Source organism: Acetobacter sp. DsW_063 (genome assembly GCF_002153745.1).
Lineage (GTDB): Bacteria > Pseudomonadota > Alphaproteobacteria > Acetobacterales > Acetobacteraceae > Acetobacter.
Genome location: NZ_JOPL01000040.1, coordinates 1 through 15962, shown reverse-complemented (window position 1 = coordinate 15962; position 15962 = coordinate 1). Strand labels below are relative to the sequence as shown.

The following is a 15962-nucleotide window of genomic DNA, read 5'->3' as shown; positions in this document are numbered from 1 at the left end:
CGCTTAGTCGTCGGGTTATCGAAAGGAATGTCGAAGTGAAATCACGAGCAGCCGTTGCGTTCGAGGCAGGCAAGCCCCTTGAGATCGTCGAAATTGACGTGGATCCGCCGCGTGCGGGCGAGGTGCTGGTGAAGATCACTCATACTGGCGTCTGTCACACGGACGCTTTCACCCTGTCTGGCGACGATCCTGAGGGACTTTTCCCTGCAGTTCTGGGCCACGAGGGCGCCGGCGTCGTAGTGGAAGTGGGTGAGGGGGTTTCCAGCGTGGCGCCGGGCGATCACGTCATCCCACTGTATACGGCGGAATGCGGCGAGTGCCTGTTTTGTAAATCAGGCAAGACGAATCTGTGCGTTTCGGTCAGAGCGACACAGGGAAAGGGAGTTATGCCCGACGGGACAAGCCGTTTCTCCTACAAGGGGCAACCGGTCTATCATTACATGGGATGCTCGACCTTCAGCGAGTACACGGTCGTCGCTGAGGTTTCTCTCGCAAAAATCAACCCGCAGGCCAATCCGGGGCATGTTTGCCTTCTAGGCTGCGGCGTGACGACAGGGATCGGTGCGGTGCACAACACGGCGAAGGTTCAACCGGGCGACACAGTGGCCGTATTCGGGCTAGGTGGGATCGGTCTCGCCGTTATTCAGGGCGCTCGGCAGGCGAAAGCGGGCCGCATTTTTGCGATTGACACCAATCCTGACAAATTCGAACTAGCGGCCGCTTTCGGCGCCACTGATTTTCTGAACCCCAAGGATTATGAAAAACCTATCCAGCAGGTTCTCGTAGAGATGACGACCTGGGGCGTCGATCACACGTTTGAATGCATCGGGAACGTCAACGTCATGCGCGCGGCGCTTGAAAGCGCGCACCGTGGGTGGGGTCAGTCCATCGTCATCGGCGTGGCTGGGGCCGGGCAGGAAATAGCGACGCGTCCGTTCCAACTCGTCACAGGACGAGTGTGGAAAGGATCTGCGTTCGGAGGCGTCAAGGGCCGTAGTCAACTGCCGGGAATGGTCGAGGACGCGATGCGGGGTGATATCCAGTTGGAACCCTTCGTCACCCACACGATGCCTCTGAACGACATCAACGACGCCTTCCGTCTTATGCATGAAGGGAAGTCCATCAGATCCGTCGTTCATTACGAATAACGCATCAGGGGCATAGAGTCTGAATTCGCTGAGAGCTTTGGCTCTCAGCGATAAACTCGACAAGTATAGATATTTTATAAAAGTTCAGTTTTTAAAAATAAAAATCATAATATGGTAAAGTATGTTCTCTATGCTTTACTCAATCCGTGTTGAGGCCTGCGGACGCCTCCATAACATAGCTTGAAATACGCCGTCCCTGAGCAGGAGACCATGAACAAGCGCCCCAGTGATATGTGCGAGGATTACGCCGAACAGTCCTAGCGCCAACCACGTATGAAGCCCCCTCAAGGAAGCGTACAGAGCAGGGTCGGGCGACACGATCGGAGGCAAGGTGACGCCGCTTGTCATCGAAACTGGATAATCTCCTGCGGACAGCATGGCCCATCCGACCAGCGGCAGGGCGATCATCAGCAGATAAAGCGCGACCTGCGAGCTTCCTGCGAGGATGCGTATCCCTTGGGGCAGCGTCGTCGGCAGTGGCGGCGCGCCGGATGCGACGCGGTTGACCAGCCGTAAAAAAGCCAGAGCCAGAATCGCTATTCCCAGAGGACGGTGGAGTCCGACAAGGCGATGATACGCCGGGCCCGTGCTGGCGACCATGGCGACGCCGATGAACAACATAGCGAGAATCATCAGCGCCATGGCCCAGTGTAGTCCCCGTGCGAGCGGGGAGAAATATTTTCTTTCAGACATGACTATTTTCCGCTCCGGGTGGAATTTAGATTGATCGCGCTGGGCGCCTTCGTCTCGCCTGACCGTGCTGTGAAAGAACGGGCGTAGACAGCCGAACGTGCGGCGGGGATCGGATCGTCGGAAGGAGTTATACCCTCAGGCAAGATCAGGGGATCGAACGTGATGCCTGTACATGGTCCGCCATCCTCGCCTTCCGCCTTGTCGAGAACAAGCGTCCCTGCGTCGATGCGTGTTCGCCCGACAGGCCATGCGACAGTGGGATCAGCCGTAGGATCTCCAGGTTGTCCAAGAACGATCATCAACTTCCACCGCAATGGATGCTCGGCCAATGTCGCCGTAAGGTCGTCGAACAGGTAATCGCGACCGGTCTTGACGCTATTCTGCGCTGGAGCAGGCTGCTCCGGCTCCATTGTCCAGCGCACAGGCGTCGCTTGCCCGCCCGCGTTGACGAATAGGAAGGTGTCAAGGCTGTTATAGGCGTCGTTGGCGAAGCCCGACGATAGGGAGCGCTGTTTTATCTGGCTGAGCGCGCGAGCCGTTTCGGGGTGCGCGGCCAGAAACGCGCCGATACGAGCGGGGTCCGGCTTGCGCGTTGTCGCTTCCGGAAGGGAGGCGATCAGGAACGAGTTGAAATCACGCGCATTGCGAAAGAGGAATACCGGAATATCGTTCACGCCCATACGCCACTCGCCGCCGTTGGCGGGCATGATCCGAAGGGCGAGACTGCGCACTTTGTCTGGCGCGTCGTCTTGATAGGGCTGTCCGCCCGCCAGCGCGAAGCGTCCGATGACTGGAGAGCGCTCCACCCTGAACAACGCGGCGCTGGAGTAAGGAGAGGCCTGGCCGCTTCCCTCGAACCATCCGCTCACGCAAACGCCTTTTGCGTGATTGCGACGAAAACCGGGGTGTGGACCGTCAACACTGTCAAACGTGCGCACAACCGTGGCCGGCGTCAGGCGATCGGGGGTGAACCAGCCGGCGGCGGCGATAAAGGCGAACGCAAGAGCAACAGGAACGCCGATGACAATACCGACGCGCCCAAGATTTCCTTTTTCTGTTGCTTTCTGCCGTATCAGTGACATGGACGATCTGCTCCTGCAGGCGATTCTGAAAAAACACAAGGCAAGATTTCGAAGAGAATTTTTTTAAGAAAATTATTTTTCCGAACTGTTTGATTTCTCGTCGTGCGTATTCAATATGCTTGGAGCAGGAGGCGCCGCATCTTTCTTCATCATCATTCCTGCATGCATTTTCGCCATGCTGTTATTCGGTGACATATGCTCGTGCGAAGCGTCGCCCGCCATACTCATGTGTCCAACTCCGGCAGGCATTATTTTGGATCGCGCCATGTTGCCAGTCGTCGCGCCGTCAGGAATCACGGTTCCGGGAGACATGGGGGCAGCAGCAGCCGGGGTTTGTGCGTGAGCGACGCCGCCCAACGCGAAAATCGAAGAAGCGGCCGTTGCCAGAACGAGTGAACGGAAAGACATGTTTTTTCTCCGTGGCAGGTTTTGCGTGAGAGAAAGCGTTCGCCCTCTCCCGTATGATACTCTTCGAATGGCGGAGGCATCGGGTTACAGGAATATTTTTATGATCCTCCAAACCAGTCGTAACCTTGATTCTCCCAGTATCCACCAGGGAAAATATTTGTGACTTCTACCGACGCGAGATATTTCGGATTTTTGTAGCCCAACTTGGTTGGAATCCTGATCTTCATAGGCGCGCCATAGGCAGGCGGAAGAGACGCGTCGTCGAAATCCAGAACCATGATCGTCTGAGGATGCAGGGCGGTCTCCATATCGATGCTGGTCGAATAATCGTCGAAGCACCCGAATTTGACGTATTTGGCCCGTGTGTCCGCTCCAATATGTTGAAGAAATGCTGAGAGCCGCACGCCTGACCATGAACCGATAGCGCTCCACCCCTCGACGCAAATGTGGCGTGTGATTTGTCGCTGCTGTTCAAGAGCCCGGAACTGCGCCAAAGACCAGGGGCGCTTGTCAGAAACCAGACCGGAAACCTCCAATCGCCAGCGTGTTTCATCGACGACGCGAATGTCGTCCTGATCATAATAGGCGTTGAATGGAAACGGACGCGTTATTTGCGCGGTAGAGAATTCGCGGGCCAGCCGGTTGCGGCTGAATATCATGGCCTGAACACGATCGGTAAACCCCATGATCGTGGCCAGCGCCTTTTCGACGGATGGTTCGTCGTCGATCGCGCAGCCTGACAGCATCGCCAGCCCGCCCAGCGACAACGCGCTTTTCAGCATGAATCGTCTCTCTACGCGCCGTAACTCCGAGGCGATGAGGCTATGATCGATCGTTGGACGTTTCATGAGGATTCGTCCTCGTCGATCACAATAACGCGCCGCCCAAACACCATGCCAAACAGTGTCGAAGGCACGATCAAAGCGAGGCAGACATGCACGATCAGGAAACCGACGATCAGGCACATCAATGCGAAATGCAGACATCGGGCGATGTCGTAGCCGCCAAAAGCCCACGCCAGAAAACCAAGTTGCACGGGTTTCCAGATAGACAGTCCCGTTGCGACCGCCAGTATGACGACGCCCAAAACGCAGCTGTACAGCAGGCGCTGTATGGCGTTGTATGTTGCGGGTGCATGTGTCAGGCGTAAGCGGGCGGCCAGCCCGAGATCGCGCAGCAGCAAATGCGCGGCGCGAGGCCGCAGGTCACGGCGCAGACGCCCCGACGCCATGCCGTGGATCAGGTAGACAGCTCCGCTACCCATCAGCGACCACATCGCGGCGAAATGCCACGCAATTCCGCCGCCGAGCCATCCGCCCAATGTCGCCCATGCAGGAAAGATGAAGGGCAGAAGCGGAGAAGCATTGTAGATCTGCCAGCCGCTGCCGATCATTACGAGCATGGACAGGGCGCCGACCCAATGCGTGATGCGGGTAACGAGCGACGGCGAACGAGGGCGATGCGCCATACCGGGAAAACTTTCACAGATGCCATGATCGCACGTTCGTCGGGCGCGACCGAAAGGTTACGTCGCGCGAAAAAATAAGTGGTTGCCGAAGGTGTAACCGGTCGACGCGATCTGTCGAAGAACGCAGCGTCACTTACCGAATGGACGGAGACCCGCCATGTTCGCTCGACGCCAGTTCCTCCTTGCTGCTGCGATATTGTCGGTCGCAGGCGAGGCCAGCCGCGCTCAGACACATTTTCCGGTTACGCGAACCGACGCCGAATGGCGCCGGGCTCTCACATCCGCCCAATACAACGCGTTGCGCGAAGCGGGCACCGAAGCCCCCTGGTCCAGCCCGCTCCTGGACGAGCACAGGCCGGGGCGTTTTTCCTGCATCGGTTGCGCTACGGCGGTCTTCGACGCCGCAGCAAAGTTCGATAGCGGCACTGGTTGGCCCAGCTTTACTCGCGCATTGCCGCGAGCAGTGCAGGAACACGCCGATGACTCTCTGGGAATGGAACGCACGGAGGTTCTGTGCGCCACGTGCGGCGGTCATCTTGGTCATGTTTTCGATGACGGGCCGGCTCCGACGGGTCTGCGTTATTGCACGAACGGCGTGGCCCTCTCCTTCACCCCGGCCTGAGGGATCGTCTCCATGAAAACCTCCACATTCTGGGTCTTTCCCATTCTGGTCACGACACTGTTCGGCGCAGCGTGTCAGGCTGCGGCTGAGCGCTCGGCGATCTTGCTTCCGGCGCCTGTTCTTAAAGAAACGTCCGTAACGGATGGGCGGCATGAAACGGCGGTGTTCGCCGGGGGGTGCTTCTGGGGCGTGCAGAGCGTGTTCCAGCACGTGCGTGGCGTTACTGCGACGCGCGTGGGGTATGACGGTGGGTCGCGCAGCACGGCCGAGTACGATGTTGTCAGCGGCGGTGGCACAGGCCACGCGGAATTCGTCGAAGTTGAATACGACCCTGCGCAGGTGAGCTACAGCGCCCTCCTGCGCGTCTTTTTTTCAGTGGCGCTGGATCCGACGCAGGCGGACGGCCAGTTTCCCGATGAGGGCAGCCAGTACCGCTCGGTTCTCTTCGCTCGAACGCGGGAACAGGCAGTGATCGCACGCGCCTACATAGCCCAGCTTGAAGCCGCGCACGCCTTTTCCGGTCCAATTGCTACCGCTGTAGCGCCCGACAAAGGGTTTTACCCGGCGGAGGTCGAGCATCAGAATTTCGCCGCGCGCTATCCGTACAACCCTTACATCGCCGCCTACGACGCCCCGCGCGTGGCTGCTCTCAAGTCTCTGTTCGGTTCCGTATACCGGGACGATCCAGTCCTGACCTTGGCCGGAGCCGGATAGCGTGGCAGGAAGAGCTGCGCGCCAGATTCAGGAGGCTGTGTGACCGAAGCTGACTGGAGCCGGTGGATGGCTGCCGCCCAGAATGGCGACGCCGACGCCTATCGCCACGTGTTGCGCGAGGCGTCGGCATGGCTACGCCGTTATTTCCAGAGGCGCCTGCCGCCCTCTATGGTCGATGACGCAGTGCAGGATACGCTGCTGGCGGTTCATGAAAAGCGGCACACGTTCGACCCAGCGCAAGGTTTTGCTCCATGGATCGCGGCGATCGCGCGCTATAAATGGATCGACCGTTTGCGTGCGATGCGACGGGTGGACATGACGTCTCTCAATGACGACCTACCAGTCATGGACCATGAGAACGCCGTCACGGCGGCGCATGCTCTGGAACGCTTGCTCACGCGGCTCAAACCGGCTCAGGCCGAAGTCATTCGTCTGGTGAAGCTTCAGGGCTTCAGTATTGAGGAAGCCGCAAGGCGGACCGGACAATCCGCTGCGTTGGTGAAGGTCAACATTCACCGAGGCCTGGGACGGCTGAGCGATGTAGTGATGCGAGGCGCCGATGTCGACTGACCCCCTGATCGGCCGCCTGACGGCCGAATTGCAACCCGTCAGACGGCAGAGCCCACGCCGCGCAGCCCTGATTCTCGCATTGCTCTGCGTTGTCGAAATCGTCGTCCTGCTGTCGCTGGGCTGGATGCGCCCGGATATGCCGCGTGCAATGGGTATGCCAAGTTTCTGGTGGAAGACGGCAAGCCTGACCGTGATTATGGTGATCGGCGCGACGACGACGCTGCGCTCGCTCAACCCGACACGCTCGCCACGCCCAGGTTTGCGTGCGCTCGGCTACGTCGTGCTCGCGGCTCTGGCCGCAGGATGGGTGATCGATGCGGCTCAGGTCGGCCCGATTGTCCTGTGGCGGCGTCTGGACCCGGTACATGGGTTGCGTTGTGCGCGGAAGATCATCGAGTTGTCTCTGCCGGTGGCGCTGGCGCTCGGCGTAATCGTCCGGCGAGGCGCCTCGGTCGATCCGCGTGGTACGGCATGGGCGGCTGGTTCAGCTGCAGCCGCCTGGGGAGCGCTGGCCTTCGTCATGGCATGCCCATTCGACGATCCGCTCTACGTGGCGGTCTGGTATTCTCTTGGGTGTGGCGTCGTCTCGCTTGTCACCCGGTTGGCGCTGCCGTGGCTCACGCGCTGGTAGCAGCGAGAACGGATTGCCGGTAGTGCTATCCTGACCGCTCCAGGCAAGATGTATTTCATGGGAATAGAAACGCCCATATCGTTGACGCATCTGCGGGCTTCTTGATGCGAGGTAGGGGGGCGTCTTCGGCAGGGCGAAATTTCGAGTCAATTTGTGTAGTCTGGCGGATTGTAAGGTTGTTGAGCCTGTGACTGCCGTTCCGGACGAACTGGCTCCGTTTCGGAGGTCGTTCGCCCGGTGCAGCAAAGCCAGAATTTTGTAATGTTGCGCTTTTGAAGGAGATTTCCAACACACTGGTCTTATAGCCAACTTTTCGCTGGCCGCCCCGCAGGCGCCGCCGCGCGATGCAATGTCTCCCGGTCGTCGTATCAGCGTTTTTTACCTGCGTACGCGAGATATCCAGTCCCTAGGCGTCTACGGACGGCAGGACGGTCTCGACGATGCTTTTATCGAGCGCCTCGTAATCATGATAACGAAGCGTCTTGTATAGTTCTTCGCGGGTCTGCATGCGGCTGAGCATCGCTTCCGTGCCTCCATCCCGCATGATTGTTTCATAAAGATCGGCCTGCGCCTTGTTCGCCACGCGTAGCGAGCTGACCGGCCAGATCACCATGCTGTAGCCCATGTCTTCGAATTCGCTTGCCGTGTAGAACGGCGTTCGTCCGAACTCTGTCATGTTGGCCAGAAGTTTCACGCCCGGCATGCGTCTGGCGAATTCCCGGAACATTTCCGCGTTTGTCAGGGCCTCCGGGAAAATCGCGTCCGCGCCAGCTTCGATGTAGAGCTTGGCCCGGTCGACAGCGCCATCCATTCCCTCGCTCGCCGCAGCGTCCGTACGCGCTATCACGACAATATCCTGCGCGGCCTTGCGTGCAGCGCTGACTTTCATCGCCATATCGTGCGGGGTGGCGAGCTTTTTATCGTTTAAATGCCCACATTTTTTCGGCAGCAACTGGTCTTCCAGATGCACGGCTCCGGCTCCGGCGTCTTCGAATGCGCGAACCATGTTCATGACGTTCAGCGTCTCGCCGTAGCCGGTGTCGCCATCGACCAGAAGCGGCAGATTGGAGGCGTGCACGATTTGTTTGATAAAGAATGTGACCTGATCGACCGTGATGATTCCCAGATCCGGCAGGCCCATGCTGGCGGTCATCGCCGCGCCCGAAAGATACAGAGCGTCGAACCCCGCGTCTCTCGCCTGAAGAGCGGCTTGTCCGTTGTGAGCGCCCGGTAGCCGGAGGATGCCCGGAGCGTTCAGGAGTTCGCGAAATTTCCTCCCCGCCGAGATGGTCGCGCGTTCGCTTCCGATCAGATATGTCATGCTGCTTGCTCCCGATTGCCGCGCCGGTGGATATGAACGAACGGTCGGTCGTCTGGTCCGACATACTCTGCGGACGGGCGAATGATCTTGCCGTCCTGACGCTGCTCGATTACATGCGCGCTCCACCCGGCGGAACGGGCGATCACAAAAATAGGCGTAAACATCGCCGTCGGAATACGCATCATGTTGTAGGAAACAGCGCTGAACCAGTCGAGGTTCGGAAACATCTTCTTGGTTTCGGCCATGACGGACTCAAGCCGTTCGGCGACGTTGTAAAGACGCATCGAGCCATGCGTGCGCGACAGGGCGTATGCCGTGCGCTTTATGATCTCGTTGCGCGGATCGGCGATCGTGTAGACCGGGTGTCCAAAACCGATGACAACCTCACGGTTTTCGACGCGCTTGCGAATGTCCGCCTCAGCCTCGTCCGGCGTCTGGTAACGCTGCTGTATCTCCAGCGCGACCTCATTCGCTCCTCCATGCTTGGGACCCCGCAGCGCGCCGACGCCGCCGCACAGTGCGGAATAGATATCGGAACCCGTTCCGGCGATCACCCGACATGTAAAGGTCGAGGCGTTGAACTCATGTTCGGCATAAAGAATGAGAGAGACGTGCATCGCCTTCACCCATTCCTCTGGCGGTTTTTCGCCATGGAGCAGGTGAAGAAAATGGCCGCCCACACTGTCATCGTCGGTCTCAACCTCGATCCGCCGCCCGTTGGTCGCGAAGTGATGCCAGTAGAGAAGAATCGAACCGAGCGAGGCGATGCAGCGATCGGCGATCTCTTGGGCGCCGACAGGGTTCTGATCCCGACGTTCGGGCAGAACGCACCCGAATGCGGAAAGGCCGGACCGCATCACATCCATGGGATGCGCGGCCGCCGGAATCTGTTCCAGCGTGCGCTTCACATTATCCGGCAATCCTCGCAGAGAGCGGAGTTGCGCCTTGTAGGCGGAGAGTTCAGCCGGGTCTGGCAGATGACCGTGTATGAGAAGATGCGCGACCTCCTCATACTCGCAGTTCTCCGCGAGGTCCTTTATATCATACCCGCGGTAGTGCAGGTCGTTCCCGCTGTGTCCGACGGTGCACAACGCCGTGGTCCCGGCGGTGACGCCTGACAGGGCCACGGATTTTTTCGGACGCTTTGCTTCAGAGGTTTGCGTCATGACGGCTTGTCCCCCTTTTTCTTTTTCGATCCCTTGCGAGCGCCCGTTTTCGGTCGTGGCCCGCGACGTAATTACTGCCCAAATCCGAAGATGCCGGTTCTCGGGTTTTTCTTGAGCTTCCCGTCCGGCAAAGAAATTTCAAGCTCGTAAAGCTCCTTCGCACTCAATTCCGGCAGACGCTGGGCTACGTCGAGAAAGCGCTCGATTTCCTTCGGATCGAGAACTCCGTCCGTCAGAGTGCGGAATTTCTTTATATAATCGGGACGCATCCATGGTGTGGCGCCCAGAGGATGCGCATTGGCGACGGCGAGCTCGTCAGACAGGACGGAGCCATCGTCAAAGGTGATGGTGATGCGACCGCCAAAGGCCTTCACGTTCGGATCCGTCGAGTGGTAGCGCTCGGTCCACTCGGGACGTTCGACCGTATGGATTTTCTTCCACAGACGCACAGTGTCTGCGCGGGCCGCGCGTTCGGGGGCGTAGGATTTTACATGGTGCCAGACGCCGTCCTGCAGAGCGACCGCGACGATATACATGATCGAGTGATCAAGCGTTTCGCGCGAAGCGGTAGGGTCGAATTTCTGTGGATCGTTGGAGCCGGTGCCGATGACGTAGTGCGTGTGATGGCTCGTCTCGATCAGGACGTCTTTCACGTCGTCCCAGTTCCCGACCTGCTTGCCAAGCCTGAACGCCAGATCGATGAGGGCCTGGCTTTGATATTCGGCCGAATGCTCTTTCGTGTAGCTATCGAGTATCGCACGTTTTGCTTCGCCTTTCTCGGGCAGGCGAACGACGTAATGCGCATCCGCGCCGTCCAGCATCCAGGCGATGACGCCGTCTTCGCCTTCGTAGATAGGGCTGGGGGACGTCTCGCCCAGCATGGCGCGGTCGACAGCCTCGACGGCCATTTTGCCCGCGTGAGACGGGGCATAGGCCTTCCATGACGATATCTCTCCTTTGCGGCTCTGGCGGGTCGCCGTCGTCACGTGCAGACCATGCTGCACCGCCTGGTAGATCGTCTCGTTCGGGAGGCCCAATAACGCCCCAATGCCGGCGGCGACCGACGGACCGACATGCGCCACGTGGTCGATCTTGTGCTTGTGAAGGCAGATCCCGCGCACGAGATCGATCTGAATTTCATAGCCGGTGGCTATGCCGCGAATCAGATCCTTGCCCGAACGCTGACACTGTTGGGCGACCGCCAGAATACCGGGAATGTTGTCGCCCGGATGAGAGTATTCGGCGGCAAGGAAGGTGTCGTGAAAATCCAGTTCACGCACGGCGGTGCCGTTGGCCCACGCCGCCCATTCGGCGTGCACGCGCACATCCGGCCCGCAACCGAACACCGTCGCCCCACCCGGGCGTTGGTGCGCCAGAGCCTCGGCCCGAGCGCTCATCACGGAGTGACGATTGACCGAAGCGATCGCCACCGATGCGTTGTCGATCACGCGGTTGATGATCATCTCGGTGACCGCAGACTCCACGGCGACCGGATCGGCTGCGACTTCGGCGATACGCCAGGCGAGTTGCTGCTCGCGCGGAAGTCGATCTTTCTCGGGGTGCACCTTGATGTCGTAACTATGCATGTTGGCCTCGTCTGAGAAAACATGGCGGAGTATGGCGGGTCGGACGAATTCGACTATGGCCAACCGAGCGAATTCGGGCGAGGAACGGCGTCTGTTTTGCAAATTTTGCGAAAGTGGTGAATTTGCGCGACTTGGCATTTGAAAGGCGTTATTTCACACGGTTGCGGTGTGATTTGAAAATATTATCTTGCAGTCACATATTTTATTAATTTATTCGCGCAGATAGAATTTTCGAGAATTGATCCTGATCGTTTCTTGATCGGGACGCTTCACTATGAACTGCGTCGTGACCATAGACGGGAGAGAGGCGTCCTCGGCTAAAGGGCTCGTCTCAATAGGCGGCCTCTTGCATGGGTGCCCTTACCGCCTCAGCCATGCATCACGGCGCTGTTGAACGTGATCCCTGGAAGATCCACGAAATCGAGGGAGGGGCTTGCGGGCTGAGCACCGCATTTGACTCTGCAAAATTCATGCAACATATATTGTTGCATGAAACGTGATAGCAAGCTCTCTGGGATCCTTCACGTCCTGCTCCACATGGCGGAGATGGAGAGTGCCGTGACATCAGAACTCATGGCGCGAGCAATGCACACCAACCCCGTCGTGATCAGAAGAATTCTATCCGGATTACGTGATGCGGGTTTCGTGCGTTCGGAAAAGGGGCATGGCGGTGGGTGGAAGATTGCTCGGCCACTGACGGAAATCACACTTCGCGACGTCTACGACTCTCTGGGCGCTCCGCAGTTGTTCAGCATTGGAAACAGAACGGAATCGCCGGAGTGTCTGGTGGAGCAGTCTGTAAACGCCGCGCTCGGGCGGGCATTGGAAGAGGCGAAGGCTCTGCTGCTTGACCGATTTGGGGCTGTAACGCTGGCGCAACTCAGGGAAGATTTTCATGCCCGCATGTTAGCGAGCGGAAAAATTATTGATCTGGAGCAGAGTCATGCAATTTGATGCGATTGTCATAGGCGGAAGTTTTGCTGGTCTCTCTGCGGCGATCCATATTGCACGCGCGCGCAGGCGGGTTTGCGTCATCGACTCTGGCGGGCCACGCAACCGTTTCGCCTCTGCTTCACACGGTTTCTTTGGTCAGGATGGCGTCAGACCTTCCACTATGATCGACGCTGCGATGGCCCAGGTGCGGCGTTATCCAACGACACGCATGATTGGCGGGGAAGCGCAGGCCGCGCGGGCAATTCCAGAAGGGTTTGAAGTGACGGCGCGCGACGGAGAGACGCTGTCAGCGTCAAAGCTGGTGCTTGCTTTTGGTATTTCCGATTTGTTGCCGACTATAGATGGACTGGCGGAATGCTGGGGACGCAGTGTGCTCCACTGTCCATATTGCCACGGGTATGAGTTTGCGGAAAAGCGCCTGGGCGTTCTCTATTCATCGACGATGTCGGTCCATCAGGCGCTTCTTATCGCCGATTGGGGACAGACTACCCTCTACCTTGACGGAAGCAGTGAGTTGGATGTCTCCGCATTGGAGCAGTTGGCAAGGCGGAAGGTTTCGGTCAAAGCAGAGCAGATAGGCAAGCTCAATGCTGAGCAGGGGGAGTTGCATTCGCTGTCATTGCTTGGCGGTGAAGAAAGCCTCATTGACGCGCTGTATGTGATGCCTCGATGGCGGCTGAATAGCCCGATCGCGCAACAACTTGGTTGCGTGATGGATGACTGTCCACTGGGTCCTGTCATTCGGACGGATGAAAAGAAGCAGACCTCAGTGCTTGGCGTCTACGCTGCGGGTGATATCGCTCGAGTTCCGCATAATGCCAGCTGGGCCGCCGCTGATGGTGTAACCGCTGGCATTTTCTTACATCAATCCCTTGTTTTTGCTCCACTCGCGTAGGGGAGTTCGAAGTAGGCGTAGAATCGTTTGTTCTAATTGGAGATGGAGTGAAGTGGCTACAATGCTGTCTGATGCTTTTTTGAACAAAATGCGGTGTATTTTCAAAATCGATGAATCGCTGTCTGCGCCTGCGCCTGCGGCGAGGCCGAGGTTCGAGGACGATCCTCACGCCGAATATCCGATTTTTCGTGCGCAGGCACGCAGTAAGATACGTTCGCTGGTAAGCGTTTGCGTCGGTTAAGCTCTACAGGCTTCCGCAGGCGATGCGCCGTTAATCGGCGCCGGATATGCGCTCGAATTTGATAAAATCATAAAAATGTCAAACCTTCGCTCCGTGCATTGTGTGGTTTCGTTTGCGTGGGCGGGGCTGAAGATCTCGCCAGATTGCATTATCTCGATTGTAAAAATCAGGCACAAGTTGCAGCTTTCCGGCGGCGTCCGCAAAAGCGGTAAGATAGACCACGAATACCGGCATTGGCTCCGGCAGGCTCTTCTTGGTTGTCGTTCCTGTCGCGATTTCCTCGTCGATTTTTTCGACGGGTTGTTCCATGAGCAGAGCGGCGAAGTCCCGAGGATTCTGCACGCGAATGCAGCCATGGCTCAGACGCCGGTTGTCTCGATTGAAAATATATCGGTCCGGCGTGTCATGCAGATATACGTCAAATCGGTTCGGCATGTTGAACATGAGTTGTCCGAGTCCAGCCTCCGGGCCGGGAAGCTGTTCGATTTCTCCATTGGAGAGCATGACCATCTTGTTGCGCTTCAGATAATTCGGGTCACGGCTGATCTTCGGCATGATCTCCCGTTTTGCGATATCCGCAGGGATGACCCAAGGGGGATTTACCCAGAAAGCGTCGATCGCCGTATGAAATTCGGGGCTTTGGTTGCGCTCGATATCCTCGCCTACAACGATTCTGGTTGTGAAGACCGGTCTGTCGTTGCGGTATAAAATAAGCTGCTCTGCAGCTACGTTTACCCAGGCGCGGTTACGCGGCAACGACCGTGGCAGCCAGCGAAGGCGCTCAAGATTCACTGCGATTTTGTGTTGGCAGGTCGACGCTGCACGGGCTCCGCTTGCACGACATTTTTGTAGAGCTTTGCGTAGGGTCAAGTAGTCTCGCGTTGTCGGAGCAAGGGCGTTGATTGCAGCTGCGGGGTCGCTGCTGTCCATCACCCGGTCAAGCTCCGCGGCCACATCGACCGGCTCCGGGGCAAGCGCCTCGTAATCCTTTCGATGATCTACGTGCACGACGCCTCGGGCAAGCGCGTCCGCGTAGGACAGGAATGCGTCAGACAAGAGCAGATCGCGATCGGTCGGAGTTAACGTCGCGGCATGTTTCAGCGCAGATGCGTGAAACAATTCCGGATCCAGCCCCTGATCCCCAGCGTGAAGGATGGCCTCAACCAGTTTGTTCGCTTGCATTTCATGCGAAGGCCACACGGCTTCGAAATCATGGCGCGAATAGAAGCTGCGCAGCAGCTCCGTATCCAGCTTCTCACCGGCGACGGTCACTCCGACTGGAGCGTCAATTCGGTTCCCAAGTTCCGTATCGGCGTGCTGAGGCATGGTGCTGCAGGCGACTAGCGTCCACGCCATAGCGAGCACGATCAGGCTCGGACTACGTCGTGCGTATCGGAACGCCTTCAAAAATATTGGGAGCAGTGAGCGGGGAGGAGAGTCGGGAATACAGCGGTCAGATGGCCTGCTCGGCGATCTTAGCGGAGCATTCGCCTGTTTCTGGCGCTCTACACAAATCGTAGTTTGACTTTTTACCAAGAGTCGCTCCTAAATCCGCAGGTCACCCATAGATTCACTCCAAGGAGTAACGGATGTTCGCTCGTTCTGAAATGTCGGCCCGGCATAAACTGACGCGCAAGGTGGCCGCCGCCGCTGTCGCCCTCCCGCTTGCCCTGCTCGCGGCCTGCTCCGACGACACGCCGCCGCCGGCTCCTGCCCCCGTCGAGGCTGCTCCGCCGCCTGCGCCGGCTCCTGCTCCGGCTCCTGCCCCGGCTGTTCCCGCAGCGCGTGGCTGATAACGGCTTGGCTGTCGTTCAGTCTGAATAAAAGCTGATTGCGGCCCATGCGTCGCGGGAGTTGGATTGAACTGAAAGCAAAGACTGTTTGAACAGGAAGAGGCCCCAATTTTGGGGCCTCTTTCGCGTTGCAATCGTTTGTTTCGAATGTGCATTAAATTGTTGTCGGTTGTGGCTCGTAAGCCATCGAGTTTACCTGGTGCATCCCCGCGACTATGGTGGCCGCAATCATCGCTTTGCGAGACAACCACTATTGTTTGCCCGTTGACGTCCCCCTCTCATGTTGGCGGTCGTCTCGTCTTGAGTTCTGGTTTGTTTGATTTTTTCCGTATCATTGCTGCGGAATACAACGCTGTTTTGGTGACCAATCCGGCAGTCCCTATGGACGCGGTTGTATTATTAATGTTTCCTCGTCTCGAAATTCGAGGCGCGTTAAGGCTGCCCCAAACTCATGTAAAATAACCCGTGTCGCTACGAAGTCTGACGCTTTGCGAGTTGACGTCGTGTATAAATTCATCGCCGCGTGTTAACCGTGTCGGCAGAATTATCGGTCGTGAAACAAATCGGCGGTCATACGCAAATACCGCGCGAACACCGGATTCATAACGTTCGTTGGTCACCCGGCTAGGTTCAGGACCTATTAATGTATTGAATTGAGCGAGAGGTTGTG

18 protein-coding genes are annotated in these 15962 nt (G+C 57.9%); 8 read left to right on the top strand and 10 right to left on the bottom strand.

The genetic code is table 11. The features are described from left to right. Positions 1-35: 35 nt before the first annotated feature. Positions 36-1148, top strand: a complete 1113-nt coding sequence (locus HK28_RS07300; RefSeq protein WP_086643946.1) for an S-(hydroxymethyl)glutathione dehydrogenase/class III alcohol dehydrogenase — start codon at positions 36-38, stop codon at positions 1146-1148. A gap of 135 nt (positions 1149-1283) precedes the next feature. Here the strand turns inward: HK28_RS07300 and HK28_RS07295 are convergent, their stop codons facing one another. The 5 genes from HK28_RS07295 to HK28_RS07275 form a co-directional block, all read right to left on the bottom strand. Beyond that, on the bottom strand, positions 1284-1841 hold the full coding sequence (locus HK28_RS07295; protein ID WP_086643945.1) for a cytochrome b: 558 nt from the start codon (positions 1839-1841) through the stop codon (positions 1284-1286). A 2-nt stretch (positions 1842-1843) separates the two neighbouring features. Continuing rightward, entirely contained in the window at positions 1844-2923 is a 1080-nt protein-coding gene (locus HK28_RS07290) for a catalase family peroxidase (protein WP_086643944.1), read from the bottom strand. Between the two features lie 72 nt (positions 2924-2995). Next, the gene (locus HK28_RS07285) at positions 2996-3331 is read right to left on the bottom strand and encodes a hypothetical protein (protein ID WP_086643943.1); all 336 of its coding nucleotides are present in this window, start codon (positions 3329-3331) and stop codon (positions 2996-2998) included. 98 nt (positions 3332-3429) lie between these two features. Next, positions 3430-4179, bottom strand: a complete 750-nt coding sequence (locus HK28_RS07280; protein ID WP_086643942.1) for a molybdopterin-dependent oxidoreductase — start codon at positions 4177-4179, stop codon at positions 3430-3432. Next, the gene (locus HK28_RS07275; RefSeq protein WP_086643941.1) at positions 4176-4799 is read right to left on the bottom strand and encodes a cytochrome b/b6 domain-containing protein; all 624 of its coding nucleotides are present in this window, start codon (positions 4797-4799) and stop codon (positions 4176-4178) included. The genes HK28_RS07280 and HK28_RS07275 overlap by 4 nt, the downstream gene beginning before the upstream one ends. A 157-nt stretch (positions 4800-4956) precedes the next feature. Between HK28_RS07275 and msrB the strand changes: the two genes are divergently transcribed. Genes msrB through HK28_RS07255 form a run of 4 tightly spaced genes read left to right on the top strand, consistent with a single transcriptional unit; the run spans position 4957 to position 7336 of the window. Further along, positions 4957-5421, top strand: coding sequence for a peptide-methionine (R)-S-oxide reductase MsrB (msrB, locus tag HK28_RS07270; protein ID WP_086643940.1), 465 nt, complete (start codon positions 4957-4959; stop codon positions 5419-5421). 12 nt (positions 5422-5433) lie between these two features. Then, positions 5434-6135, top strand: coding sequence for a peptide-methionine (S)-S-oxide reductase MsrA (gene msrA, locus HK28_RS07265; protein ID WP_086643939.1), 702 nt, complete (start codon positions 5434-5436; stop codon positions 6133-6135). 39 nt (positions 6136-6174) lie between these two features. After that, positions 6175-6705, top strand: a complete 531-nt coding sequence (locus HK28_RS07260; RefSeq protein WP_233140412.1) for a sigma-70 family RNA polymerase sigma factor — start codon at positions 6175-6177, stop codon at positions 6703-6705. After that, the gene (locus HK28_RS07255; protein ID WP_086643937.1) at positions 6695-7336 is read left to right on the top strand and encodes an NrsF family protein; all 642 of its coding nucleotides are present in this window, start codon (positions 6695-6697) and stop codon (positions 7334-7336) included. Before HK28_RS07260 ends, HK28_RS07255 begins: the two co-directional genes overlap by 11 nt. Positions 7337-7742: 406 nt before the next feature. On the opposite strand, the gene prpB is transcribed toward HK28_RS07255, so the two are convergent. From prpB to HK28_RS07240, 3 genes are all read right to left on the bottom strand, one after another. Beyond that, a complete protein-coding gene (gene prpB / locus HK28_RS07250; RefSeq protein WP_086643936.1) occupies positions 7743-8657 on the bottom strand; it encodes a methylisocitrate lyase in 915 nt (304 codons plus the stop codon). Next, on the bottom strand, positions 8654-9823 hold the full coding sequence (gene prpC, locus HK28_RS07245; protein WP_086643935.1) for a 2-methylcitrate synthase: 1170 nt from the start codon (positions 9821-9823) through the stop codon (positions 8654-8656). Before prpC ends, prpB begins: the two co-directional genes overlap by 4 nt. 71 nt (positions 9824-9894) lie before the next feature. After that, positions 9895-11409 carry an MmgE/PrpD family protein gene (locus HK28_RS07240; RefSeq protein WP_086643934.1) on the bottom strand — a complete coding sequence of 505 codons (1515 nt, stop codon included), beginning with the start codon at positions 11407-11409 and terminating at the stop codon, positions 9895-9897. Positions 11410-11898: 489 nt separating this feature from the next. Between HK28_RS07240 and HK28_RS07235 the strand changes: the two genes are divergently transcribed. Both HK28_RS07235 and HK28_RS07230 read left to right on the top strand, forming a co-directional pair. Further along, positions 11899-12363 carry an Rrf2 family transcriptional regulator gene (locus HK28_RS07235; protein WP_086643933.1) on the top strand — a complete coding sequence of 155 codons (465 nt, stop codon included), beginning with the start codon at positions 11899-11901 and terminating at the stop codon, positions 12361-12363. Beyond that, positions 12353-13258: an NAD(P)/FAD-dependent oxidoreductase gene (locus HK28_RS07230; RefSeq protein WP_086643932.1), complete on the top strand. Its 906-nt coding sequence runs from the start codon at positions 12353-12355 to the stop codon at positions 13256-13258. The genes HK28_RS07235 and HK28_RS07230 overlap by 11 nt, the downstream gene beginning before the upstream one ends. A gap of 319 nt (positions 13259-13577) precedes the next feature. Here HK28_RS07230 and HK28_RS07220 read toward each other — a convergent pair whose 3' ends face one another. Next, positions 13578-14855 carry a L,D-transpeptidase family protein gene (locus HK28_RS07220; protein WP_086643930.1) on the bottom strand — a complete coding sequence of 426 codons (1278 nt, stop codon included), beginning with the start codon at positions 14853-14855 and terminating at the stop codon, positions 13578-13580. 233 nt (positions 14856-15088) lie between these two features. On the opposite strand from HK28_RS07220, the gene HK28_RS07215 reads away from it, so the two are divergent. Beyond that, the gene (locus HK28_RS07215; protein ID WP_086643929.1) at positions 15089-15292 is read left to right on the top strand and encodes a hypothetical protein; all 204 of its coding nucleotides are present in this window, start codon (positions 15089-15091) and stop codon (positions 15290-15292) included. A gap of 449 nt (positions 15293-15741) precedes the next feature. Here HK28_RS07215 and HK28_RS14265 read toward each other — a convergent pair. Continuing rightward, on the bottom strand, positions 15742-15962 hold a 221-nt coding region (locus tag HK28_RS14265; RefSeq protein WP_233140411.1), incomplete at its 5' end, for a hypothetical protein.

What these genes read in the sequence shown, in the direction of transcription:
- HK28_RS07295 (WP_086643945.1), bottom strand. Translation starts at nt 1,841, where the DNA reads ATGTCTGAAAGAAAATATTTCTCCCCGCTCGCACGGGGACTACACTGG.
- HK28_RS07290 (WP_086643944.1), bottom strand. Translation starts at nt 2,923, where the DNA reads ATGTCACTGATACGGCAGAAAGCAACAGAAAAAGGAAATCTTGGGCGC.
- HK28_RS07285 (WP_086643943.1), bottom strand. Translation starts at nt 3,331, where the DNA reads ATGTCTTTCCGTTCACTCGTTCTGGCAACGGCCGCTTCTTCGATTTTC.
- HK28_RS07280 (WP_086643942.1), bottom strand. Translation starts at nt 4,179, where the DNA reads ATGAAACGTCCAACGATCGATCATAGCCTCATCGCCTCGGAGTTACGG.
- HK28_RS07275 (WP_086643941.1), bottom strand. Translation starts at nt 4,799, where the DNA reads ATGGCGCATCGCCCTCGTTCGCCGTCGCTCGTTACCCGCATCACGCAT.
- msrB (WP_086643940.1), top strand. Translation starts at nt 4,957, where the DNA reads ATGTTCGCTCGACGCCAGTTCCTCCTTGCTGCTGCGATATTGTCGGTC.
- msrA (WP_086643939.1), top strand. Translation starts at nt 5,434, where the DNA reads ATGAAAACCTCCACATTCTGGGTCTTTCCCATTCTGGTCACGACACTG.
- HK28_RS07255 (WP_086643937.1), top strand. Translation starts at nt 6,695, where the DNA reads ATGTCGACTGACCCCCTGATCGGCCGCCTGACGGCCGAATTGCAACCC.
- prpB (WP_086643936.1), bottom strand. Translation starts at nt 8,657, where the DNA reads ATGACATATCTGATCGGAAGCGAACGCGCGACCATCTCGGCGGGGAGG.
- prpC (WP_086643935.1), bottom strand. Translation starts at nt 9,823, where the DNA reads ATGACGCAAACCTCTGAAGCAAAGCGTCCGAAAAAATCCGTGGCCCTG.
- HK28_RS07240 (WP_086643934.1), bottom strand. Translation starts at nt 11,409, where the DNA reads ATGCATAGTTACGACATCAAGGTGCACCCCGAGAAAGATCGACTTCCG.
- HK28_RS07235 (WP_086643933.1), top strand. Translation starts at nt 11,899, where the DNA reads ATGAAACGTGATAGCAAGCTCTCTGGGATCCTTCACGTCCTGCTCCAC.
- HK28_RS07230 (WP_086643932.1), top strand. Translation starts at nt 12,353, where the DNA reads ATGCAATTTGATGCGATTGTCATAGGCGGAAGTTTTGCTGGTCTCTCT.
- HK28_RS07220 (WP_086643930.1), bottom strand. Translation starts at nt 14,855, where the DNA reads ATGGCGTGGACGCTAGTCGCCTGCAGCACCATGCCTCAGCACGCCGAT.
- HK28_RS07215 (WP_086643929.1), top strand. Translation starts at nt 15,089, where the DNA reads ATGTTCGCTCGTTCTGAAATGTCGGCCCGGCATAAACTGACGCGCAAG.